Source organism: Methylorubrum podarium (assembly GCF_040270385.1).
GTDB lineage: Bacteria > Pseudomonadota > Alphaproteobacteria > Rhizobiales > Beijerinckiaceae > Methylobacterium > Methylobacterium podarium.
The window spans coordinates 191827-211523 of the sequence record NZ_JBELQE010000085.1; the positions used below are offsets into that span (position 1 = coordinate 191827).

Here is a 19697-nt window from a genome sequence, read left to right on the forward strand (position 1 = left end):
CCGGTGGCGGAGCAACCGTTTTCCGTGGCCCGCCGACGGTTTTCGCGTCCCGGCCTCGGCCCGGGCGAACACGCTCCCCCGCCATCCACCGCTCATCGCCTTGGCCGGCACAACTTCGGCACAATACGCGCTTACGCTCGGGTAACGCGATGTTAGGAGGTGGCGGGTCCGCCGCCTCCGGAGGCCCGCAGCAGTCCAAGAAGCGCATGAATTTCCTCCGCAGACAGCCTCCGAACCGGGACGTGCAGCGCGAGCGGCGCGACTGGGTGCTCGACCAGCAGCGCTGGAAGCACGAGCGCGACATCGAGCGCGGCTACCGCATCAAGTGGGGCTACGTCGCCATCGCCTATCTCGTCGAGTTCATGGTGATCGGCGCCTCGCTCGCCGGCGCGTGGCTGTTCGCGGGCTATTACAGCGACGGCGACGACCGGGCGTTCTACTTCATGCTGCTCGCGCCGCTGGTCTACGCCGCCGTGGAGCTGTGCCGCGTGCCGCTCGGCATCCTGGCGCGCACGCAGCGCTCGTGGTTCGTGAAGGGCTTGGCGATCATCGGCATCGTCTTCGCCGCGGGCGTGACCACCAAGTCGGTGTCGCAGCTCGGCGAGATGATGTTCCATCCGCGCCTGATGGATGCGGCCAAGGCCAAGACCGCGCTCAAGGACGCGCAGGCCGACCGCGACAGCATCGACACGCGCATCGCGGCCGCCAATGCCCGCGTCGAGCAGTACACGACCGAGCTGGAGCAGATCGAGCGGCGCTCGGCCGAGAATTCCTCGCAGCTCGCCGGCCTTCCGGCGCAGCGCTGCGAGCGCGTCTACGGCACCAACAGCCGGGGCGTGCGCTACTCCAACCTGAAATGCGTCACCGACCCGCGCACGGCGACCCTCAACGCCGCGGTGTCGAAGGCGGGCGCCGACCGCAGCGCCATCGTCAAGGAGCTGGAGGAGGCGCGCAAGGCGCGGGGCCTCCTCGACCGGGGCGCCGCCGACCGCAAGGTCGCCGATGCCGAGCAGGCCTACCGCAATTCGGTCAACCGCTCGCAGCTCCACTCCTTCACCGCCATGGTCTACGGCGTCGATCCGATCGACGTGAGCGACGCGCAGGTCCACGCCTTCCTGCGCATCTTCGTGTTCGTGCCCGCGCTCTGCGCCGCCTTCGCCTCGACGATCCTGGCGCTCTCGGCGGTCTCGGTGCGCAAGACCTTCATGGACGAGGACGACCTCGGCGCCGCCGTGAACCCGGAGGCCACGCCCTACCTACTCGCCTCCATCGCCGAGGGCGTGCGCCAGGAGATGGCGCTGGCCCAGCCGAGACCGGTGACGCGCGACGCCTCGGTGATCCCGCTGGAGCGGCGCACGGCCCCGGTGGTACCGCCGCCCCCGCCGCCCGCCAACACCTCCGGCAACGCCCCGACCGGCGTGACCGCGTAAGTTCATAAGTCGAGCGCCCGGCCATGAGCATCCACACCGAGGGCACGCACGAGAACATCGTGCTCGCGCAACACGTCAACGGCCGCCTGCGGGCGGAGGCGCGGATGCACTTCGCCCGCGCCTTCCTGCTGCGGTCGATCGGGGCCGGCGCCTTCTCGGCGCTCGCCGGGATCGGGATCGGCGCCGCCTGCTACGGCTACGCCTACATGAACCAGTTCGACTCGGCGGCGGAAAAGATCGCCAGGGCGATGCAGACGGCCCTCGCCGACGTGACCCTCAAGACCAAGGGCGAGGTCACGCTGACCGACAACACCCTGAAGATCGAGGCTCTACCGGCCCAGAAGGCCAACGCCGTCCCGACGCCGACCAAGGCGCAGCTCGGCACCGACGCGGCCCCGGCCTCGCAGGCCCCGGTGAACACGACCTTCACGGTGTTCAAGCAGGTGCCCTATCTCGACGGGCAGATCGTGACGGGCTGGAACTTCAAGGCCAACGAGGAGCGGCCGTTCCAGCAATATTGCTACTTCTCCCGCCGCTCGAACGAGTCGAAGGGCCAGGTCGAGATCAAGATCGACCTCGCCATGGACGGCAAGACCCTGCCGCAGCCGCAGAAGTCGGACGTGAACCTGGGAATCCTGGCCACCAACTGCGTGTGGCATGACGGGAAGACGCTGTAGGCGGAAGGCACCGGAGCTGCCTCTCCGACCTGTTGCCGAGACACTTCGCGTCGGGTTAGTCCGGCCCAAATCCCTCCCCGACGCGAGGCCCCATGCGCTTCACCGGAACCGAGTCCTACGTCGCGCCGCCCGACCTCACCACGGCGGTCAACGCCGCGATCGTGCTCGAGCGCCCGCTTCTGGTGAAGGGCGAGCCCGGCACCGGCAAGACGGTGCTGGCCGAGGAGATCGCCCGGGGCTTGAACGCGCCGCTGCTGACCTGGAACATCAAATCGACAACGAAGGCGCAGCAGGGCCTCTACGAGTACGACGCGGTCTCGCGACTGCGCGACTCCCAGCTCGGCGACCCGCGGGTCTCGGACATTTCGAACTACATCCGCCGCGGCAAGCTGTGGGAGGCGTTCACCGCCCCGGCCCGGCCGGTGCTGCTCATCGACGAGATCGACAAGGCCGACATCGAGTTCCCCAACGACCTGCTGACCGAACTCGACCGGATGGAGTTCCACGTCTACGAGACCGGCGAGACGATCCGCGCGGAAAACCGCCCGATCGTCATCATCACCTCGAACAACGAGAAGGAGCTGCCGGACGCCTTCCTGCGCCGCTGCTTCTTCCACTACATCCGGTTCCCCGACGCCGAGACGCTGAAGGCCATCGTCGAGGTGCATTATCCGGGCATCAAGCACCGCCTCGTCGAGGAGGCGTTGCGGGTGTTCCTCGAAACCCGCGAGGTGCCGGGCCTCAGGAAGAAGCCCTCGACCTCGGAACTGCTCGACTGGCTCAAGCTCCTCGTCGCCGAGGACGTCGCCCCGGAGACCCTGCGCGAGCGGGATGGCCGTAAGCTGATCCCGCCGCTGCACGGGGCACTGCTGAAGAACGAGCAGGACGTGAGCCTGTTCGAGAAGCTCGCCTTCATGATGCGCCGGGAGGGGCGGGGCGGCTGAACCGCCCCGTCCGCCGCCGGTCAGTTCGTCCGGCGCGAGAGCGAGACCGCGTAGGCGGGCGAGCGGATCGCGAACATCGGGTCGTCGGCCGGGCCGGCGATGCCCTCCGGCAGTTCCACCACCGGGTCGAAGGTCCGCGCGTCGCAGGTGGCGTCCGGCTCGATCGCCGTGATCGCGAGCGTGCCGAGCGCCTCGGTCTTCCGCTGCTCCTCCGGCCACTGGGCGGTCGAATCGCCCGTCGGGTCACCCGGCTCGGCCAGGATCGCGACGAGGTCGAAGCGGGCCGGTCCGCGGCCCAGGCGCTCCTTCAGCTCGTCGGCGTAGAAGCTGTCGGGCTTGGCCCTCAGCTCGTCGTCGCTGAGGCCGGCCTTGTCGGCGGACACGAATTTCAACCGCGCGATCGTCGCCTCGCCCTTCGCGTTCGTGAGCGTGTAGGCGTGGACGCCCCAGTAATCGACGCCCGCGAAGCTCGCCGGCACCGGCCGGGCGTTGAGCCAGGCCGCCTGCCGCGTCGCCTCCGGGTTCGCCGCCGCGAAGGCCTTGATCTTCTCGGCATCCGGCTTGCCGTCCGGCCCCGGCGCGCGGGCCTGGAGGGCGGCCAGAAGCTGCTCCGGCGTGCGCGTCGAGAAGACCGGCGCGGAGATCACCACGAAGACCATGTCGCCGGACGGGTCGCTCATCCGCATGGCGAAGCCGCGGGTGACGGGCTTGGCCTTGTCCGAGACCTTCGGGTTGCTGCCGCCCATGGAGAAGCGGGCCGTCACCGGCACCGCCTTCTGGAAATGGGGCGCCTTGGAGAGGGCGGCGGCCCCGGCAGCGGGGGTGAACTCCCCCTTGAGGCAGACGCCCTTGGCGCCGCTGGCGCGCACGCCGGTATGGTTGCCGCCGGCGGCGAACAGCCCGGCGACGATGGCGGCGGGATCGGCCTCCTCGGCCGCGGCCGGGCCGAGAAGTCCGCCGATCGCGGCGGTGCAACCGAGGAGCATGCGAAGCGGGATCATGGGACACTCTCTCGCTCGAGAATCGCGCGGGGCAGGACGCCCCTCTTCATGAGTTGCGCACAATCTTTTTGCAAGCGTGGTGTCCGTCACGGTGTCGTCATAGGGTCTTCGACGCCCGTCATCGCGATGCGCCCGATCCTGCGGTGACGATCCGGGCCGCCGCCCCATGTAAGGGCGCGTCGCCCACCCGCGTGATGCTCTGCCATGAAGACGAAGAAACTCGGCCGCACCGGCCTCGACATCTCGCCGCTCTGCCTCGGCTGCATGACCTACGGCGTGCCGGAGCGGGGGCCGCATCCGTGGACCATGCCGGAAGAGGAGAGCCGGCCGCTGATCAAGCGGGCGCTCGATCTCGGGATCAACTTCTTCGACACCGCCAACTACTATTCCGACGGCACGTCGGAGGAGATCGTCGGCCGCGCGCTGAAGGACTACGCCGACCGCGATGCCATCGTGCTCGCCACCAAGGTCTACTATCCCCTCAGCGATCAGCCCAATGCCGGCGGGCTCTCGCGCAAGGCGATTTTTTCCGCGATCGACGCTTCCCTCAAGCGGCTGGGCACCGATTACGTCGATCTCTACCAGATCCACCGCTGGGACTACGCCACGCCGATCGAGGTGACGCTGGAGGCGCTCCACGACGTCGTGAAGGCCGGCAAGGCCCGCTATATCGGCGCCTCCTCCATGTTCGCGTGGCAATTCGCCAAGGCGCTCTACACCGCCGACCGCAACGGCTGGACGCGGTTTTCCACGATGCAGAACCACCTCAACCTGCTCCACCGCGAGGAGGAGCGGGAGATGATCCCGCTCTGCGCCGACCAGGGCATCCCGCTGCTGCCCTGGAGCCCGCTCGCCCGCGGCCGGCTGACCCGCGACTTCGACGCCGGGAGCGCCCGGCAGGAGAGCGATCTCGTCGGAAAGCGGCTCTACGACGCCACGGTCGAGGCCGACCGGCAGGTGGTCGAGGCGGTGGCCGAGGTGGCGCGGGACCGCGGCGTGCCGCGGGCGCAGGTGGCGCTCGCCTGGGTCGTCCAGAAGCCCGGCGTGGCCGCCCCGATCATCGGCGCCTCGAAGCCGCAGCATCTCGACGACGCCGTCGCCGCCCTCGACCTCGCGCTGACGCCGGACGAAATCGCGCGGCTCGAAGCCGCTTACGTTCCCCATGCCGTAGTCGGGTTCCAATGATGCGCCGCCTGCTCCTCCTGCGCCACGCCAAATCCGCCTACCCGCAGGGCGTGGGCGACATCGACCGGCCGCTCAATCCGCGCGGGCGCGAGGCCGCGCCGCTGATGGGCGCCTACATCGCCCGCGAGTCGCTGACGCCCGACCATGCCATGGTCTCGCCGGCCCGGCGCACGCAGGAGACCTGGGAGGCGGTGCGGGAGGAGCTTCCCGAGACGTCGATGGAGACGGTGCCCTCGATCTACGAGGCGCCGGCCGGGCGCATCCTCGACGCCATCCGCTCCGCCCCGGCGGAGGCGACGAGCCTGCTCGTGATCGGCCACAATCCCGGCCTCGGCGATCTCGCCCTGCGGCTCGTCGGGGAGGGGCCGAAGGCGTTGCGGAACGATCTGCGTGAAAAGTTTCCGACCGCGGCGCTCGCCGTGCTGGAGTTCGACGCGGACGGCTGGGAGTCCATCGCCGAGGGCGGCGGGCGCCTCACCCGCTTCGTGCGCCCGCGCCAGCTCGCGGCGGAGATGGACGACGATTGACGGGTTTCGGCGAGCCCCGCCGAACCCTTCGCCGCCCCGCGCCGTTCCTTGCTGGAACGGCCGAGCTGACACCGCGTGAGGGAAGACCGGCGTGCTCCTCGAAACGCTCCTCGCCCTGACGATCCTGGCGCCGCGGATCGAGCCCGCGATCGACGCCGCGCGGGCGCGCCTGCCGGCCCTTCCCCGCGGGGCGGCGGCGGAACCCGCGCCCGCGCCGAGCTTCAGCCAGGTGGCGCGGGCCGTCTCCAACTGGCGGGATCAGGCCGGCGAGAACCTCGCGCCGGGCTCGCTCGCCTTCGTCGTCCGGCACGCGGCGAGCGAGCCGGGCTTCGTCGCCCGCTGCGTGCGGCTCAACAATTACTGGTGCATCAAGCAGGCGGGCTGGAGCGGCGAACTCGGCGGCGACGCGGAGGGCCATACGGGCTTCGCCACCGCGGCGGACGGAGCGGATGCGGCGGCGCAGCTCCTTCGCCGCTACCAGCGCGATTTCGGACGGCGCTCGGCGCTCGCCATCGTCCGCCGCTGGGCGCCCGCGGAGTGCGGCCTGCCCCGCCCGGCCGCGGCTCCGGCGGCACGGTCGGCACGGCGGGCGACGGGTGCGGTCTCGAAGACGGTCGCACCGCAGGGCATCGGCGGCACGCTGCGCGCCCGCTTCCTCGCGCGGCACGGGCGGGGCGGGGTGGCACGGGCGGCGCCCTCCGCCGCGGGGGGCTTGCGGGTGCAACCCTGGTCGGCCCGGGCGCGGCTCGCCGGACATCCCGGCCGCGCATCCCGTGCCGTGGCGAGACCGGTTGTGGCGAGACCGGCCGTGTCGGTTCCGAAGCCGGCCGCCGACATCGCGACCGGCATCACCGGGACGACCCGCGACGCCGCCGCGACGCCGAAGGTCGCGCATATGGCGGCGGCCACGTCCGCGCCGCCGGCTTCCGCGTTCCGCTCGTCCGCCTCCCCCGGCGCCGCCAACCCCGCCGCCCTGCTCGCGCCCGACCGGCTGGCGGCGGAAGCGGCAGCCTTGCCCTCGATCGCGGCCTCGCTGCCGAAGGGCAGCCTGCTGGATCTCAGCCTGCCGGCCCCGGTCTGCTCCAACGACGAGACCCGCATCCGCAACTACGCCGCGCGGATCGCCGGCAGCGTCGGCCTCAAGCCCGACGACGACCTGCGCCTGTTCCACGACGACGGCCGGCCGACCGCCAACCTTCTGCCGGTGATGCTGGCCATGTCCTCGGTCGAGCTCGGCACGCTGCACGCCTCGAAGGCGCTGGTGAGCGCGGCGATCGCGCGGCTCGAGGCACGCCTCTCCGGCACCGCCTCGTCGGACGCCCGGCCGAACCCCGCCCTCTAGACCCTCACCCCGCGGCGCGCGGCCGTGTCCCGACGCGGAGCGACCAAGGTTAGGGGAGAAGCACTACTCCCAAGGAGGCAGATGATCGGCTTCGTCCCGCTGATATGGTCGCGACATCGTCTGTCGGGAGCTTGAGGGAAACCGGCCGCAAGACCGGCCCGCGCACTCCCGGCGACGCGATGACTCTCCTGCTCGTCGCTCGAAGGCAGGTGTGCCTCATCGGACGCCCGATCGCGCAGAGCGCCCGGTTCGAGCCCGGCGGTGCGGCGGGAGTCCTGTGGGGGATGCCCGGCGGATCGTGCATCCGCCCCGGCCCTCGCCGACGCGCCGCACGGCCAGACGAGGATTCGGGATGTCCTGCATCGACGGCGAGGCTGTCTTCCAGTCGACGGCGATCCGAAGCGCTGCACCCGGTGCGGCCGGGGAGGGGCGGCAATCCGTGCCGCCGGCGACGCTGACGCCGGAGGAGTTGCAGGAGGTCTTCCGGCATCAGCTCGACGCCGTGTGCCGGGTCGTGGAGGAGCAGCTCCGGACGCTCACGCGGACCTTCGCGGCGGAGCGGGCGCCGCGGCCCGAGCCGCGGCCGTCTCCGGCCCTGCCGGCGGCCGATCTCGGTGCGCCGCGGTCCCTCACCGACGGCGAGGCGGAGATCTGGCTCGCCGCGCAGTTCGGCGCGGACGCCAACGCCGCGATGACCGAGATCGTCACCCTGCGACTCGACGGGCCTCTCGACGCCGGTCGCTTCCTGTCCGCGGTGCGGTCGGTCATCGCTCGCCACGGCGCCCTGCGCAGTCGCTTCTCCCCGAGCGGCGAGACGGTGCGGGTCGATCCCGCAGGGTTCGTGCCGGTGCACCGGGCCGACCTGTCGCGCGAGGCCGAGCCGGAGGCCGCACTCTCCGCGCAGCTCCACGCGCTGGCGGGCCTGTCGTTCGACCCCGTCGCCGGTCCGGTGGCGCGGGCCGACTTCGTCCGCCTCGGCGAGCGGCGGCACGTCCTCGTCCTCTCGGCCCACCACATCGCCTGCGACGGCTGGTCCTTCGCGGTCCTGGCCGAGGAGATCGCGAGCGCCTACCGCGCCGGTCCGGAGCGGCTGGCGCCGGCCCCGCGGGCGGAGGGCCGTGCGCCGTCGGAGGCGGGTCGGGCCCTGGCCTACTGGTCCGACGTCTTCGCGCGCCTGCCCGATCCGCTCGACCTGCCGGCCGACCATCCGCGGCCGAAGCTGCGCGGCTTCGCCGGCGACACGCGCAGCGCCGTCCTGCCGCCGCCGCTCGTCGCCGCCCTGAAGGGGCTCGCGTCCCGGCAGGGGCAGACGCTGACCGCCACGCTCCTCGCCGCCTTCCAGGTGCTGCTCGCGCGCCTCTCGGGGCAGGACGACCTCGTCGTCGGCGTGCCGGTGGCCGGGCAGCCGCGCCTCGGCGAGCCCGGCCTCGTCGGGCACCATGCCGACCTGCTGCCGCTGCGGGCCCGGCTCGACCCGGACGAGCCCTTCGCCGCCCATCTCGCCCGCACCGGCGCCGCCCTGGCCGAGGCCGCCGTCCAGGCCGACTGCACCCTCGGGCGTCTGCTGCGCCACCTCGACCGGCCGCACGATCCCGCCCGCCCGCCGCTGGCGCAGGTGCAGTTCAACCTCCAGCGCTTCACGGACGGGCTCGATTTCGGGGCGGGCCTGCACGGCAACCTCGCGCCGGCGCCGAAGCGCTTCTCGACCTTCGAGCTGACGTTCAGCCTCAGCGAGACGGCGGACGGCCTGACCCTCGACGCCACCTACAACCGCGCCCTGTTCGAGGCCGCCACGATCGAGCGCTGGATCGGGCACTACATCACCTTGCTCGGGCATCTGGCTCAGGATCCCGCCGAGGATCCCGCGCAGCCGGTCGGACGCGTCCCGCTGCTTGATGCGGCCGGGCGGCGGACCATGCTGGTCGAGTGGAACGCCACAGAGAAGGCGCATCCGCTCGAAGTCGGGGCGATGCGCGCCTTCCGGCTTCACGCCCGGCGCCACCCGGACCGGATCGCGATCCGCTTCGGCGACGAGACCCTTTCTTACGGCGCCCTCGACCGCTGGGCCGACCGCGTCGCCGCGTCCCTGCAGCGCGGCGCACTGCCCGAGGGCGCCCGCGTCGGCCTCCTCATGCGCCGCTCGCCCGGCCTCGTCGCGGCGATGCTCGGCGCCCTCCGCGCTGGCATTCCCTACGTCCCCCTCGACCCGGCCATGCCGTCCGCCCGCCGCGCGGGGATCGTCGCCGATGCCGGGATCGGCGCGATGCTTACCCTCGCGGCCGACCGCCCGCTCCTGCCGGAGGGCGGCCCGCGGGTGATCGAGGTCGACCGGCTCGACGGGCCGGTGCCGGCACGCTTCCCGCGGGTTCCGGCGGACCGGGCCGCCTACCTGATCTACACGTCGAGCACGACCGGCGCGCCGAAGGGCGTCGAGGTGCTCCATCGCGGTCTCTCGAACCTGCTGTTCGCGATGGCGCGGACGCCGGGGCTCGGCCGCGACGACCGCCTCCTGGCGGTGACGACGGTGACCTTCGACATCGCCGGTCTCGAATTGCTGCTGCCGCTGATCCGCGGCGCCGAGATCGTGCTCGCCTCCGCCGAGGAGGCGCGCGACGGCCACGCGCTCCTCGACCGGCTCGAACAGAGCGCGGCCACCGTGCTCCAGGCGACGCCGATGACGTGGCGGCTCCTGCTGGAGGCGGGCTTCCGCTCCCGCCCGGGCTTCAAGATGCTGTGCGGCGGCGAGGCCCTGCCCCTCGATCTCGCCCGGCGCCTCACCGAGGGCGGCGGCGAGTTGTGGAACCTCTACGGGCCGACGGAGACGACGATCTGGTCGTCGGCCGCGCGGATCGATCCGGGCGAGGGGACGGTCACGGTCGGGCGGCCGATCGACAACACCAGCCTCTACATCCTCGACGGGCAGGGCGGGCCGGTGCCGGTCGGCGTCACCGGCGAGTTGCTGATCGGCGGCGCCGGGCTCGCCCGCGGCTATCTCGGGCGGCCGGACCTGACGCAGCGCAGCTTCATCGCGAGCCCCCTGCCGGAATGCGCCGGGGCGCGGCTCTACCGGACCGGCGACCGTGCCCGCTTCCGGCCGGACGGGCGGGTCGAGATCCTGGGACGGGCCGACCACCAGATCAAGCTGCGCGGCTACAGGATCGAACCGGGCGAGATCGAGGCGGTGCTGCTGCGCCAGGCCGGGCTGCACGCGGTCGTGGTGCTGCGGCCCGACGCGTCGGGCGAGGATCGCCTCGTCTGCTACTTCGTGCGACCGGAGGGCGAGGCGGCCCCGACCCTGCGAAACCTGCGCGCCGTGCTCGCCCGCGAGCTTCCGGACTACATGATCCCCTCGCAATGGGTCCGCCTGTCGGAACTGCCGCTGACGGCGAGCGGCAAGATCGACCGCAAGGCGTTGCCCGCCCCGGAGGCGCGCCCTCACGGCTTGGCCGCCGATGCGGCCGCGGAGCCGGCGGCGGCGGCACCGCTTGCCCTCAAGCCCGCGCCGGAGCCGGTCCGGATGACGGAGGACGGCGTCGAGGCCAAGCTGACGGCGATCTGGCAGGAGGTGCTGGGCCTCGCCGCCGTCGCGCGGGACGACGACCTGATCGGCCTGGGGGCGGATTCGCTCAGCGTGTTCCGCATCGTCGCGCGAGCCCGGCGGGAGAACCTCCCGGTCGGGGCGGGCGACCTGTTCCAGGAGCGCACCATCGCCCGGATCGCGGCCCTGCTCCGCGGACGCCTCGGGGAGGGCGGGGAATCGCCGGATGCCCCGCGCGCACCGATCGCGCCGATCCGGCGCCCCCGGCCCGCGGATGCCGAGCGCGCCGCGGTGGGTCAGGCGTGAGGGCGGACGGAATGCGGCATTTCACCCAGGAGACGCCCGCCGTGGCGGGCGAGGCCCATGGCGGCGAGGCCTTCACCGCCCGCTGCTCCCACAGCCAGACCCGGTTCTGGCTCCTCGACCAGTTGCGGCCGGGCGACCCGAGCCTGCACGTCGCCGCCCGCTGGCGCATCGCCGGGCGGCTCGATGCCGAGATCCTCGTCCGCAGCTTCCGCATCCTTCTCGACCGGCACGAAGCCCTGCGCACCTCGATCGTCGGGGAGGGCGGGCGGCCGGTGCAACGGATCGCCGCGACGGTCGCGCTGCCCTTCTCCGAGATCGACCTCTCGGGCCTGCCCGGCGACCGCCTGGACGAAGCGCGGACCATCGCCGATTCGGAAGCCGGGAAGCCGTTCGAACTGGCGCGCGCGCCGCTCCTGCGGCTGACGCTGCTGCGGCTCGGGCGCGGCGATTCGCTTCTGCTTGTCACCGCCCATCACAGCGTCTGCGACGGCTGGTCGATGGTGGTGCTGGCACGGGAATTCGTCGCGATCTACGGCGCGCTGATCCGCGGGCAGGCTCCGGCTCCGGCGCCGTCGGCCCTGCACTACGCCGACTTCGCCGAGTGGGAGACCGCGCCAACGACCGCCGCAGCAGCGGAGCGCGACCTCGCTTTCTGGGCGCGGTCGCTGCGCGACCTCACGCCGTTCGAACTGCCGCCGGACCATCCCCGCCGCCCCGGCCGCGAGCGCCGCTTCGCCGCCGAGACCCGCCTGCTTCCCGCCGCGCTCGGGTCGCGCCTGGAGGCCTATGCGCGGGAGCACGGCGCCACCCCCTTCGTCCTCGCCTGCACGATCCTGTTCGGGCTCCTGAGCGCGCGCACCGGGCGCGGCGACGTCGCCATCGGCACGCAGGTGCTCGGACGCGACGAGATCGAGTTGGAAGGGGTCGTCGGCAGCTTCGTCAACACGCTGGTCCTCCGGGCCGTTCTCGGGCCGGGGCAGAGCTTCGCCGAGCGGCTCGCGGCGACGCGGCGGACGATCCTCGAAGCCTGCGACCACGCCCTCGCCCCGTTCGACCGGGTGGTGCAGGCTCTGGCGCCCAGTCGCGACGGCCTGCGGCCGCCGCTGATCTCGGTCAACATCCGGCTGCGCCCGGCCCCCGGGCCGCCGCGGCCCCCGGTCGAGGGGACCGCCCCGATCCGCCTCGTCGATCTCGACTTTGCCGCGAGCGGCAGCTTCTTCGATCTCGATCTCGAGCTTGCACCGTCCGAAGCGGGCTGGCGCCTGATCTGCGAGTACGATGCCGGCCTCTACGAGGCGCGGACCGTGGCCGGCCTGCTCGCGGATTTCGAGCGCGCCGCCTGCGCGGCGGTCGGCGCGCGCCTGCCGGATCCGGCCCCCTTCGCGAGCGGTGCCTCGGGGGGTGCGGCGAGGGAAGTCTCCGAGGGTGCCTCTCCGGATCGCCCCGCGGAGGCCGCCCCCTCCGTTGAACGCCGAACCGGAGGGTCTCCGGAAACGGGCGGCGGGTCCGCCGACCTTCTGCCCGGGATACGGGCGATCTGGCGCGAGATGCTGGACCGCCCGGACCTCTCCGACGACGACGATTTCTTCGCCTCCGGCGGCCACTCGCTGCTGGCGGCTCGCGTCGTCGCCCGGATCGAGGCGGAGACGGGCCGTTCCGTTCCGCTCTGGTCCTTCTTCGAGGCGGGCACGGTCGCCCGCCTCTGCGCCCTGCTCGCCGGCGAGGCGACGGCGGGGGTGCGGCACCGCTCGCTCCAGGAGGCGAAGGCCGCGGAACGGCCCGGCTTCACCGCGATCCACCACGCCGCGGCCGACCAGGAGCTCTACCGGCCCCTGGCCGACGCCCTGGGCGCGGACCAGCCCTTCGCGACGCTGCAACTGGAGAGCCGGCTTCCGCCGCACGAGGAGACGCTGGAGCGCCTCGCGAGCGCCTACCGCGACGCCATCGAGGCCGCGCAGCCGCGGGGGCCGATCCGCCTCGTCGGGTTCTGCCGCTCCGGCGTCCTCGCCTTCGAGATCGCCCGGCAATTCGCGGAGGCGGGCCGCGACGTCGCCCTCGTCGTCCTGATCGATTGCTGGGAGCCCGGCTATTTCCGGCGCCTCCCGCCGCGCGAGCGGGGCCGGGCCGTGTCCGCCTACCGGCGCGGGCGGCTCGCCGCGCTCCTCCGCCACCTGCGCCGTGAGGGCGCTGGCTACCTCGTCTCGCGGGCGCATCTCCGGCTGCGCTCGAGCCGGACCTGGCGCCGGGTGCGACGCATCCTGCAACGCGCCGGGCTCGCATCCCCCAATCCGGAGGAGGCGTTCTGGCGGCTGACCGACGATCTCGACGCGCTCGCCCTGGCCTACGAGCCGCGCCCGCATTCCGGGCCTGTGCTGATCGTGCGCAGCGAGAGCATCCCGGTCGGCCCGGCCCTCGACCCGATGCTGGGCTGGCGCGCCTTCGCCGAGAACGGCGAGACCGTCAGCGTCCCGGGCTTCGGCCACGAAGGCGCCTTCTCCACCGCCGGGTGCCGGGTGATGGCCGCCAAGATCAGCCTGATGGCCTTGCGGTGATGCCGGCCGTTGCAGGACGACGCGCCGCTTGCATTCCGCCCATCGCCGTGAGTAGCTTTGGTTAACGAATAGCCAACAAATGGGTGGGGGGCGATGACCGGCGTGTCGCTTGTGCTCTGGGGAGCGGCCGGCATCGGCCTGCTGGCGGTGCTGTTTCTTCTCCGCGAACTCAGGAATGCTCCCTACGACGACGAACCCCAACGGCAGCAGGCGTTCTCGGAAGTCGAGAAGCAGAGGTTGCGCTACCTGTCGCTGGATTAGCGAGGCGGGCCGGGGGGTCGCGCCGCGCGGTCATCGCGGGGCGGAGCCGAAGCGATCCAGGGGTCCGCATTATCCGGAGAGGTCGCGATCTGGATCGCTTTCGCTGAGCCTTGCGAGGACGCAGGAGAGGCCGAAGCAATCAGCCGGACCGCATCAAAGCCGTCTCACCGCTCCTTAAGCGCTCTCGCGCTGAGCCCGCAGGCGCGCGGCGAGCGCCGTGCGATAGATCGACAGCAGCGCGGCGGTCGTCGCCGCCTCGGTCCAGTCGCGCAGATAGGCGGCGCGGGCGGCCCGACCCATCCGCCGGGCCTCCTCCGGCCGGGCGCGCAGCCGTTCGATGGCGTCGGCGAGGGCGGCGGGATCGCCCGGCGCCACCAGGAGGCCGGTCACGCCGTCCTCGATGAGGCCGGCGAGCGCGCCGATCCGCGAGGCGATGACCGGCGTGCCCGCGGCGAAGGACTCGGCCACGACCATCGGCAGTCCCTCGTACCAGAGGGAGGGGACGACGAGGGCGACGGCCCGGCCCATCCGGTCCCGCATCTCCGGGCGGGGCAGGGCGCCGAGAAGGGTGAGCCCCGGCGCGCCCTCCAGCATCGCCCGCAGCGGCCCCTCGCCCGCGACGTCGACCGGTGCGGCGAGCCGCGCGGCGGCCTCCTTCAGGACCTCGACGCCCTTCTCCGGGCTGAGCCGGCCGGCATAGAGGATGCCGTCGCGCGGGCCGTCGTGCGGCGGGCCGGGGTCGGGCAGACCGTTCGGCTTCACGAAGATGCGGTGCGCGGGCAGCCCCGCCGCGACGAAGCGGCCGCGGGCGAATTCGGTGAGTGCGACGAAGGCATCGACGTCCCGCGTCCAGGTGCCGGCCCGGCGGTGCCGGTCGATCATCCGCGCCACGGCGAACGTGCCGATCCGCGAGCCGCGGTAGCAGGCGTGACGCACGGCCGCGTAGGAGGAGCCGGTGAGGCAGGTCTCGCAGGGGGCGCCGTCGCGCATCAGCATGGCGCCGGCGCAGGCGAGGCGGAAATTGTGCAGCGTCTGCACCGTCACCGGCCCGAGCGCCCGCACCGCCCCGTGCATGGCCGGCGAGACCAGGGGGAAGGTGTTGTGGGCGTGGACCACGTCCGGCCGGAAGCGCTCCACCGCCGCGACGACGCGGGCCACGCCGCGGGGCGCGTGCGGCGCCTCGAACGCCGTGCGCAGGCGATCGAGCGGGGTGCGGATGTCGTCGTTGTGGAAGGCCAGCGTCTCGACCGTGCAGCCGGCCGCGGCGAGTGCGGCGGCCTCGTGCTCCACCACCGCGTCCTCGCCGCCCCGGATCTGGTAGTGGTTGTGGACGATGAGGACGCGCACCCCTCCGCTCCCTACGACCGGCGCGGCGCGGGCTGCCGCACCATCTTCCAGAGGAACACAGGGGCCATCACGAGGTAGCGCCGCCACAGCCGCCGGGGCTCGCTGGCGAGCCGGTGCAGCCATTCGAGGGCGAGCACCTGCATGATCTTCGGCGCCCGCTTGACCGCCCCGGAATGGAAATCGAAGGCGGCGCCGACGCCGATCAGGACCATGCCGGGCAGGCGGTCGAGATGGTCGTTCATCCAGATGTCCTGCTTGGGCGTCGACATGCCGACCCAGACGATGTGGGGCTCGGCGGCCCTGATCGCATCGGTGAGTTCCGCGTCGCGCTCCGGCGAGACGGCGCCGAAGGGCGGGCAGGCGAGCCCGCAGACCTGCGTGCCGGGATATTTGCGGGCGAAGTTGGCCGCGACCTGCTCGGCCACCCCCTCCTTGCCGCCGTAGAGGTAGTGGCGGATGCCCGTGTTCTGGGTCGCGGCAAACATCTCTTCCATGAGCGAGGGACCCGGCACGCGGCCGGTGCCGTGGGCGCGGAAGCGGCTGACGATGGTGAGCGGCGCCCCGTCCGGGGTGATCATGCTCGCCCGCTCGTGGGCGGCCCGCAGGTCGGGCTGGTCCTGGGCACACATGATCCCGTGCACGTCGCGCACGCAGACCATGCTGGTGCGCCCCCCCCGCGCCCAGCCGATCAGGGTGCGGACCGCGAACGGCATGTCGATGACGCTCACCGGCACGCCGAGGATGCGGGTCGCCGGCAGGCGGTGCCCCGCCCCGTCGGCGGGGACGAAGTGGGGATCGTTCCGGTTGATCCGCAGCGCGTAGGGGTCCGGCGCCGGGACGGAGGCGGCGTCGCGCATCGGCAGGCTTCCGTCGAACTCAGGCACGATCTCACGCATCGGCGACATGCTCCCGGAACCACGCGTAGGTCGCGGCGATGCCGTCCCGCAGCGGCATCTTCGGCGCCCAGCCGAGCCCTCGCAGCTTGTCCGCGGACATCAGCTTGCGCGGCGTGCCGTCGGGCTTCGTCGGATCGCGGACGATCTCGCCCTCGAACCCGACGACGTCGCAGACGAGGCGGGTGAGGTCGTAGATCGGGATGTCCTCGCCCGAGCCGACATTGACGTGCTCGGCGTCCGAATAGGTCCTCATCAGGTAGACGCAGGCGTCGGCGCAGTCGTCGACGTGCAGGAACTCCCGGCGGGGCGATCCGGTGCCCCAGATCACCATCTCCTTCGCCCCGTCGCGCTTGGCCTCGTGCGCCTTGCGGATCAGGGCCGGCAGGACGTGGCTCGAGGTGAGGTCGAAGTTGTCGCCCGGCCCGTAGAGGTTGGTCGGCATGGCCGAGATGAAGTCGCGCCCGTGCTGCTGGCGATAGGCCTGGGCGAGCTTGATCCCGGCGATCTTGGCGACCGCGTACCACTCGTTGGTCGGTTCGAGCGAACCGGTCAGCAGGCTCGACTCGACGATCGGCTGCTCGGCGAATTTCGGGTAGATGCAGCTCGAACCGAGGAACAGCAGCTTGGCCACATCCTCGCGGAAGGCCGCCTCGATGACGTTGGCCTCGATCATCAGGTTTTCGTAGAGGAAATCGGCCGGGTAGGTCGCGTTGGCGAGGATGCCGCCGACCTTGGCCGCCGCCAGGAACACCGCGTCCGGCCGCCGGTCCCGCATCCAGGCGCGCACGGCGGCCTGGTCGCGCAGGTCGAGTTCCGCGCGCGTCGCGGTGAGGATCTCGCAATCCTCGTCGCGAAGGCGGCGCTTCAGGGCGCTGCCGACGAGGCCGCGATGTCCGGCCACGAAGACGGTCTTGCCCGCCAGGCTGTTCATCGGTTCGGCCCTCACAGAAGCGGGTTGGAATCGGTCGGCGCCGGGTTCTCGCGGTACCACGCGACCGTGCGCTCGATGCCCTGGACCAGGGAGACGGAGGGCGCGTAGCCGATCGCCCGCATCTTGCCGATGTCGGGGCAGCGGCGCGGCGTCGCCCCGGCGGCGGCCGGTCCGGCGACGAGCTCGACGCGGACCCCGAGCGCCTCCGCGGTGATCCGGGCGAGGTCGCGGATCGCCACCTCCTCCATCGAGCCGATGTGGTAGACGTTCATGCTCTCGCCCGAACGCCACATCCGGACGATGCCGTCCACGACGTCGTCGACGTAGCAGAAGGCCCGCGTCTCGCTGCCGTCGCCCTGGAGCGTGATCGACCCGCCATCGCCGGCCGCGACGATCTTCTCGATCAGCTGCGGCACGACGTGCTTCCAGCCCATGTCGGGGCCGTAGACGTTGTGCGGCCGGAAGACCTGGACCTTGCGCAGCTTGTCGCGGCAGTAGTTGAAGGCGATCAGCTCCGAGATCAGCTTCGACCCGCCGTAGGAGTAGCGCGGGTTGAGCGAGTCGGGGATCACCATCTCGATGTCCTCGTCCGTCGGCACCACGCGCGGGGTCTGGTAGACCTCCGCCGAGGAGGCGACGACGAGATCGGGCACGCCGGCCTCGATGCAGGCCTCCGACACGGCGAGCGCGCCGCGCACGCCGACATCGAGCACGAGCTGCGGCTGCTTGTAGAAGTTCTCGGTGCCGTTGACGGCAGCGAGGTGGAACACGCACGTGACGCCCTTCAGCGCCGCGACCAGCGCATCCTTGTCACGCACGTCGAGGGTGGCGCGCTCGATCGCGCCCTGCGCGTCGGCCAGGCGCGAGGCCTGACCGCGGATGTAGTTGTCGATCGCGACGACCTCGTGCCCCTCGGCCAGAAGCGCGCGGGTGAGGTGGGCGCCGATGAATCCGCCCGCCCCGGTGACAGCCAGCCTGCTCATTGAAACTTACCCACGAGGTTGCCCACGGTGACGTAGCGATTTTCCAGAACCTCCGCCGGCATCTCGCTGAGGTTGTTCCAGTAGTCGTAGACGAAGGCGTCGTCCGACATCGTCGCGATGATCTTTTCCAGATCGATCTTCGAATATTCCGGATGGTTGTTGGCGATCACCAGCACGTCGGCGCCCTCGCAGGCGGCGGCGAGGCTGTCGTAGGGCGTCAGCCCAGACGAGATCGCCCGGACATGCTCCATTGGCACGACGCCGTCATAGACGCGGATCTCGGAGAACTGCTCGCTCGCCATCATCTCGCGGATGACGTGGAGCGACATCGATCCGCGCAGGTCGTCGGTCTCCGGGCGGCCCTTGAAGGCAAGCCCCGCGACCACCGCCTTGAACGGCCCGGCGCGGCGCGACCGCAGCCGCTCGACGAGGCTTCCCACGGTCTCCGCCGGCTGGCGCTCGTTGACGAGCCGCGAGGCCGCGGTGATCTCGAGGTTCACCCCCTTGCCGGAAACCGACGAGAGGAGGATGTGCGGGTCCTTCTCCAGGCAGGGCCCGCCGACGAGGCCGGGGGCGGCGACGTTGGTGCGGGTGTAGCCGAGCTTGCCGTAGCGGATCACGTCGTTGGCGTTGATGCCGAGCGCGTCGCAGGCTCGCGCCACCTCGTTGGCGAAGGCGAAGTGCACGTCGCGCGAGGTGTTGTCGACGAGCTTGATCATCTCCGCCGTCTCCGGGCTCGCGACCCGGACGATGGTGTGGGTCAGGCGGCTGAACAGGGCGGCGGCGGCGTCCGAGGCGTCCGGCGTCTCGCCGCCGACGATCTGCGGCAGGTTGATGAGCTCGCGCATGGCGTCGCCCTCGAGCGTCCGCTCGGGGCACATGGCGAGGTGATAGTCGATGCCGGTGCGGTCGAGGATCGGCTTCACCACGCCCGTCGTCGTGCCGATCCGCACCGTCGAGCGCAGGATCACCGTCGCGCCGTCAGAGAAATGCTCGGCCACCTCGCGGGTCGCCTCTTCGATCATGTCGAGGCGCGGCTCGTGCGAGCCGGGATAGAGCGGCGTGCCGACGGTGATGATGTAGTACTCGGCCTGCGGCACGTCCCGCGTCGTGGTGCTGGCGACGAAGCGGCCCTTCTTCACCACGTCGGCGAGCGCCGCCTGGAGCCCCACCTCGGCGAAGTGCGGGACGCCGGCATTGGTCTTCTCCACGACGTCCGGCCGCTTCTCGATGCCGTAGACCTGGACACCGCGGCGCGCGAGGGCGACGGACAGGGTGAGGCCGACGTAACCGAGACCAATGATGACGACGTTGGGAGCTTTTCTCGCGTCCATGATGGGGTCCCGTCTGTGATCGATCTTCGAAATCTCTGACCTGACCTGAAATCCGGCGCGGGGCAGGCGCGGTGTCATCCCCCGGTCCTCGGGCGGCCGGAACCGCCGACGACTGAGTTGTGTCGGTTCAGCAAAGTGCGTGCCTCAGGAAAGTCGTATCAAAACGGGATCGACGGCCCGTTCGCGGACACTCTGATCGCGTCCTGTGAAGATTTTGGGACTTCGAACGGTAAACGATCGGCGTTTGTCGGCCGGAGCATTTGCCCTTTTTTCAATGGAAGCGCGTGAGCGGCCCTGCGCCCCCTCATTCAATCCCGCCATTCCTGCGCGGCCCATAGCCTCAGCCCTGCCTCGCCCCGGCGAGGCAACGCTTCGCCCCGAGCCTCGTTCGTCCTGCCGGAGAGGGCAGGGCGCAGCGGGCGCCGCCCGCACGCGGAGGGAGA

General features: G+C 71.8%; 15 protein-coding genes. 9 read left to right on the forward strand and 6 right to left on the reverse strand.

The genetic code is table 11. From position 1 onward, the window contains the following. Nucleotides 1-206: 206 nt before the first annotated feature. From ABS772_RS16790 to ABS772_RS16800, 3 genes are all read left to right on the forward strand, one after another. Nucleotides 207-1430, forward strand: coding sequence for an ATPase (locus ABS772_RS16790; protein WP_238253860.1), 1224 nt, complete (start codon nucleotides 207-209; stop codon nucleotides 1428-1430). Between the two features lie 23 nt (nucleotides 1431-1453). After that, the gene (locus ABS772_RS16795; RefSeq protein WP_350395947.1) at nucleotides 1454-2107 is read left to right on the forward strand and encodes a glycoside hydrolase family 25 domain-containing protein; all 654 of its coding nucleotides are present in this window, start codon (nucleotides 1454-1456) and stop codon (nucleotides 2105-2107) included. Nucleotides 2108-2199: 92 nt separating this feature from the next. Beyond that, the gene (locus ABS772_RS16800; RefSeq protein ID WP_350395948.1) at nucleotides 2200-3051 is read left to right on the forward strand and encodes an AAA family ATPase; all 852 of its coding nucleotides are present in this window, start codon (nucleotides 2200-2202) and stop codon (nucleotides 3049-3051) included. A 20-nt stretch (nucleotides 3052-3071) separates the two neighbouring features. Here the strand turns inward: ABS772_RS16800 and ABS772_RS16805 are convergent, their stop codons facing one another. After that, complete coding sequence (locus ABS772_RS16805; RefSeq protein ID WP_350395949.1) at nucleotides 3072-4052, reverse strand: catalase family peroxidase; 981 nt, start codon at nucleotides 4050-4052, stop codon at nucleotides 3072-3074. Nucleotides 4053-4256: 204 nt separating this feature from the next. Between ABS772_RS16805 and ABS772_RS16810 the strand changes: the two genes are divergently transcribed. From ABS772_RS16810 to ABS772_RS16835, 6 genes are all read left to right on the forward strand, one after another. Further along, the gene (locus ABS772_RS16810; protein WP_350395950.1) at nucleotides 4257-5237 is read left to right on the forward strand and encodes an aldo/keto reductase; all 981 of its coding nucleotides are present in this window, start codon (nucleotides 4257-4259) and stop codon (nucleotides 5235-5237) included. After that, complete coding sequence (locus ABS772_RS16815) at nucleotides 5234-5764, forward strand: SixA phosphatase family protein (protein ID WP_350395951.1); 531 nt, start codon at nucleotides 5234-5236, stop codon at nucleotides 5762-5764. Before ABS772_RS16810 ends, ABS772_RS16815 begins: the two co-directional genes overlap by 4 nt. A gap of 91 nt (nucleotides 5765-5855) precedes the next feature. Beyond that, complete coding sequence (locus tag ABS772_RS16820) at nucleotides 5856-7106, forward strand: hypothetical protein (RefSeq protein ID WP_350395952.1); 1251 nt, start codon at nucleotides 5856-5858, stop codon at nucleotides 7104-7106. Between the two features lie 352 nt (nucleotides 7107-7458). Beyond that, the gene (locus ABS772_RS16825; RefSeq protein WP_350395953.1) at nucleotides 7459-10950 is read left to right on the forward strand and encodes a non-ribosomal peptide synthetase; all 3492 of its coding nucleotides are present in this window, start codon (nucleotides 7459-7461) and stop codon (nucleotides 10948-10950) included. Between the two features lie 11 nt (nucleotides 10951-10961). After that, a complete protein-coding gene (locus ABS772_RS16830) occupies nucleotides 10962-13502 on the forward strand; it encodes a condensation domain-containing protein (RefSeq protein ID WP_350395954.1) in 2541 nt (846 codons plus the stop codon). 93 nt (nucleotides 13503-13595) lie between these two features. Beyond that, nucleotides 13596-13763: a hypothetical protein gene (locus tag ABS772_RS16835; RefSeq protein ID WP_238256768.1), complete on the forward strand. Its 168-nt coding sequence runs from the start codon at nucleotides 13596-13598 to the stop codon at nucleotides 13761-13763. A gap of 174 nt (nucleotides 13764-13937) precedes the next feature. Here the strand turns inward: ABS772_RS16835 and ABS772_RS16840 are convergent, their stop codons facing one another. Genes ABS772_RS16840 through ABS772_RS16860 form a run of 5 tightly spaced genes read right to left on the reverse strand, consistent with a single transcriptional unit; the run spans nucleotide 13938 to nucleotide 19254 of the window. After that, nucleotides 13938-15110, reverse strand: coding sequence for a glycosyltransferase (locus tag ABS772_RS16840; RefSeq protein ID WP_350395955.1), 1173 nt, complete (start codon nucleotides 15108-15110; stop codon nucleotides 13938-13940). Nucleotides 15111-15121: 11 nt separating this feature from the next. Then, complete coding sequence (locus ABS772_RS16845) at nucleotides 15122-16006, reverse strand: WecB/TagA/CpsF family glycosyltransferase (RefSeq protein WP_350395956.1); 885 nt, start codon at nucleotides 16004-16006, stop codon at nucleotides 15122-15124. Further along, the gene (fcl, locus tag ABS772_RS16850; protein WP_350395957.1) at nucleotides 15999-16937 is read right to left on the reverse strand and encodes a GDP-L-fucose synthase; all 939 of its coding nucleotides are present in this window, start codon (nucleotides 16935-16937) and stop codon (nucleotides 15999-16001) included. Before fcl ends, ABS772_RS16845 begins: the two co-directional genes overlap by 8 nt. Before the next feature lie 11 nt (nucleotides 16938-16948). Beyond that, nucleotides 16949-17920, reverse strand: coding sequence for an NAD-dependent epimerase/dehydratase family protein (locus ABS772_RS16855; protein WP_350395958.1), 972 nt, complete (start codon nucleotides 17918-17920; stop codon nucleotides 16949-16951). Beyond that, nucleotides 17917-19254, reverse strand: a complete 1338-nt coding sequence (locus tag ABS772_RS16860; protein ID WP_350395959.1) for a nucleotide sugar dehydrogenase — start codon at nucleotides 19252-19254, stop codon at nucleotides 17917-17919. The genes ABS772_RS16855 and ABS772_RS16860 overlap by 4 nt, the downstream gene beginning before the upstream one ends. Between the last annotated feature and the right edge of the window lie 443 nt (nucleotides 19255-19697).

Coding starts and splice junctions, on each gene's coding strand:
- ABS772_RS16790 (WP_238253860.1), top strand. CDS start 207: ATGAATTTCCTCCGCAGACAGCCTCCGAACCGGGACGTGCAGCGCGAG.
- ABS772_RS16795 (WP_350395947.1), top strand. CDS start 1,454: ATGAGCATCCACACCGAGGGCACGCACGAGAACATCGTGCTCGCGCAA.
- ABS772_RS16800 (WP_350395948.1), top strand. CDS start 2,200: ATGCGCTTCACCGGAACCGAGTCCTACGTCGCGCCGCCCGACCTCACC.
- ABS772_RS16805 (WP_350395949.1), bottom strand. CDS start 4,052: ATGATCCCGCTTCGCATGCTCCTCGGTTGCACCGCCGCGATCGGCGGA.
- ABS772_RS16810 (WP_350395950.1), top strand. CDS start 4,257: ATGAAGACGAAGAAACTCGGCCGCACCGGCCTCGACATCTCGCCGCTC.
- ABS772_RS16815 (WP_350395951.1), top strand. CDS start 5,234: ATGATGCGCCGCCTGCTCCTCCTGCGCCACGCCAAATCCGCCTACCCG.
- ABS772_RS16825 (WP_350395953.1), top strand. CDS start 7,459: ATGTCCTGCATCGACGGCGAGGCTGTCTTCCAGTCGACGGCGATCCGA.
- ABS772_RS16830 (WP_350395954.1), top strand. CDS start 10,962: ATGCGGCATTTCACCCAGGAGACGCCCGCCGTGGCGGGCGAGGCCCAT.
- ABS772_RS16835 (WP_238256768.1), top strand. CDS start 13,596: ATGACCGGCGTGTCGCTTGTGCTCTGGGGAGCGGCCGGCATCGGCCTG.
- ABS772_RS16845 (WP_350395956.1), bottom strand. CDS start 16,006: ATGCGTGAGATCGTGCCTGAGTTCGACGGAAGCCTGCCGATGCGCGAC.
- fcl (WP_350395957.1), bottom strand. CDS start 16,937: ATGAACAGCCTGGCGGGCAAGACCGTCTTCGTGGCCGGACATCGCGGC.
- ABS772_RS16855 (WP_350395958.1), bottom strand. CDS start 17,920: ATGAGCAGGCTGGCTGTCACCGGGGCGGGCGGATTCATCGGCGCCCAC.
- ABS772_RS16860 (WP_350395959.1), bottom strand. CDS start 19,254: ATGGACGCGAGAAAAGCTCCCAACGTCGTCATCATTGGTCTCGGTTAC.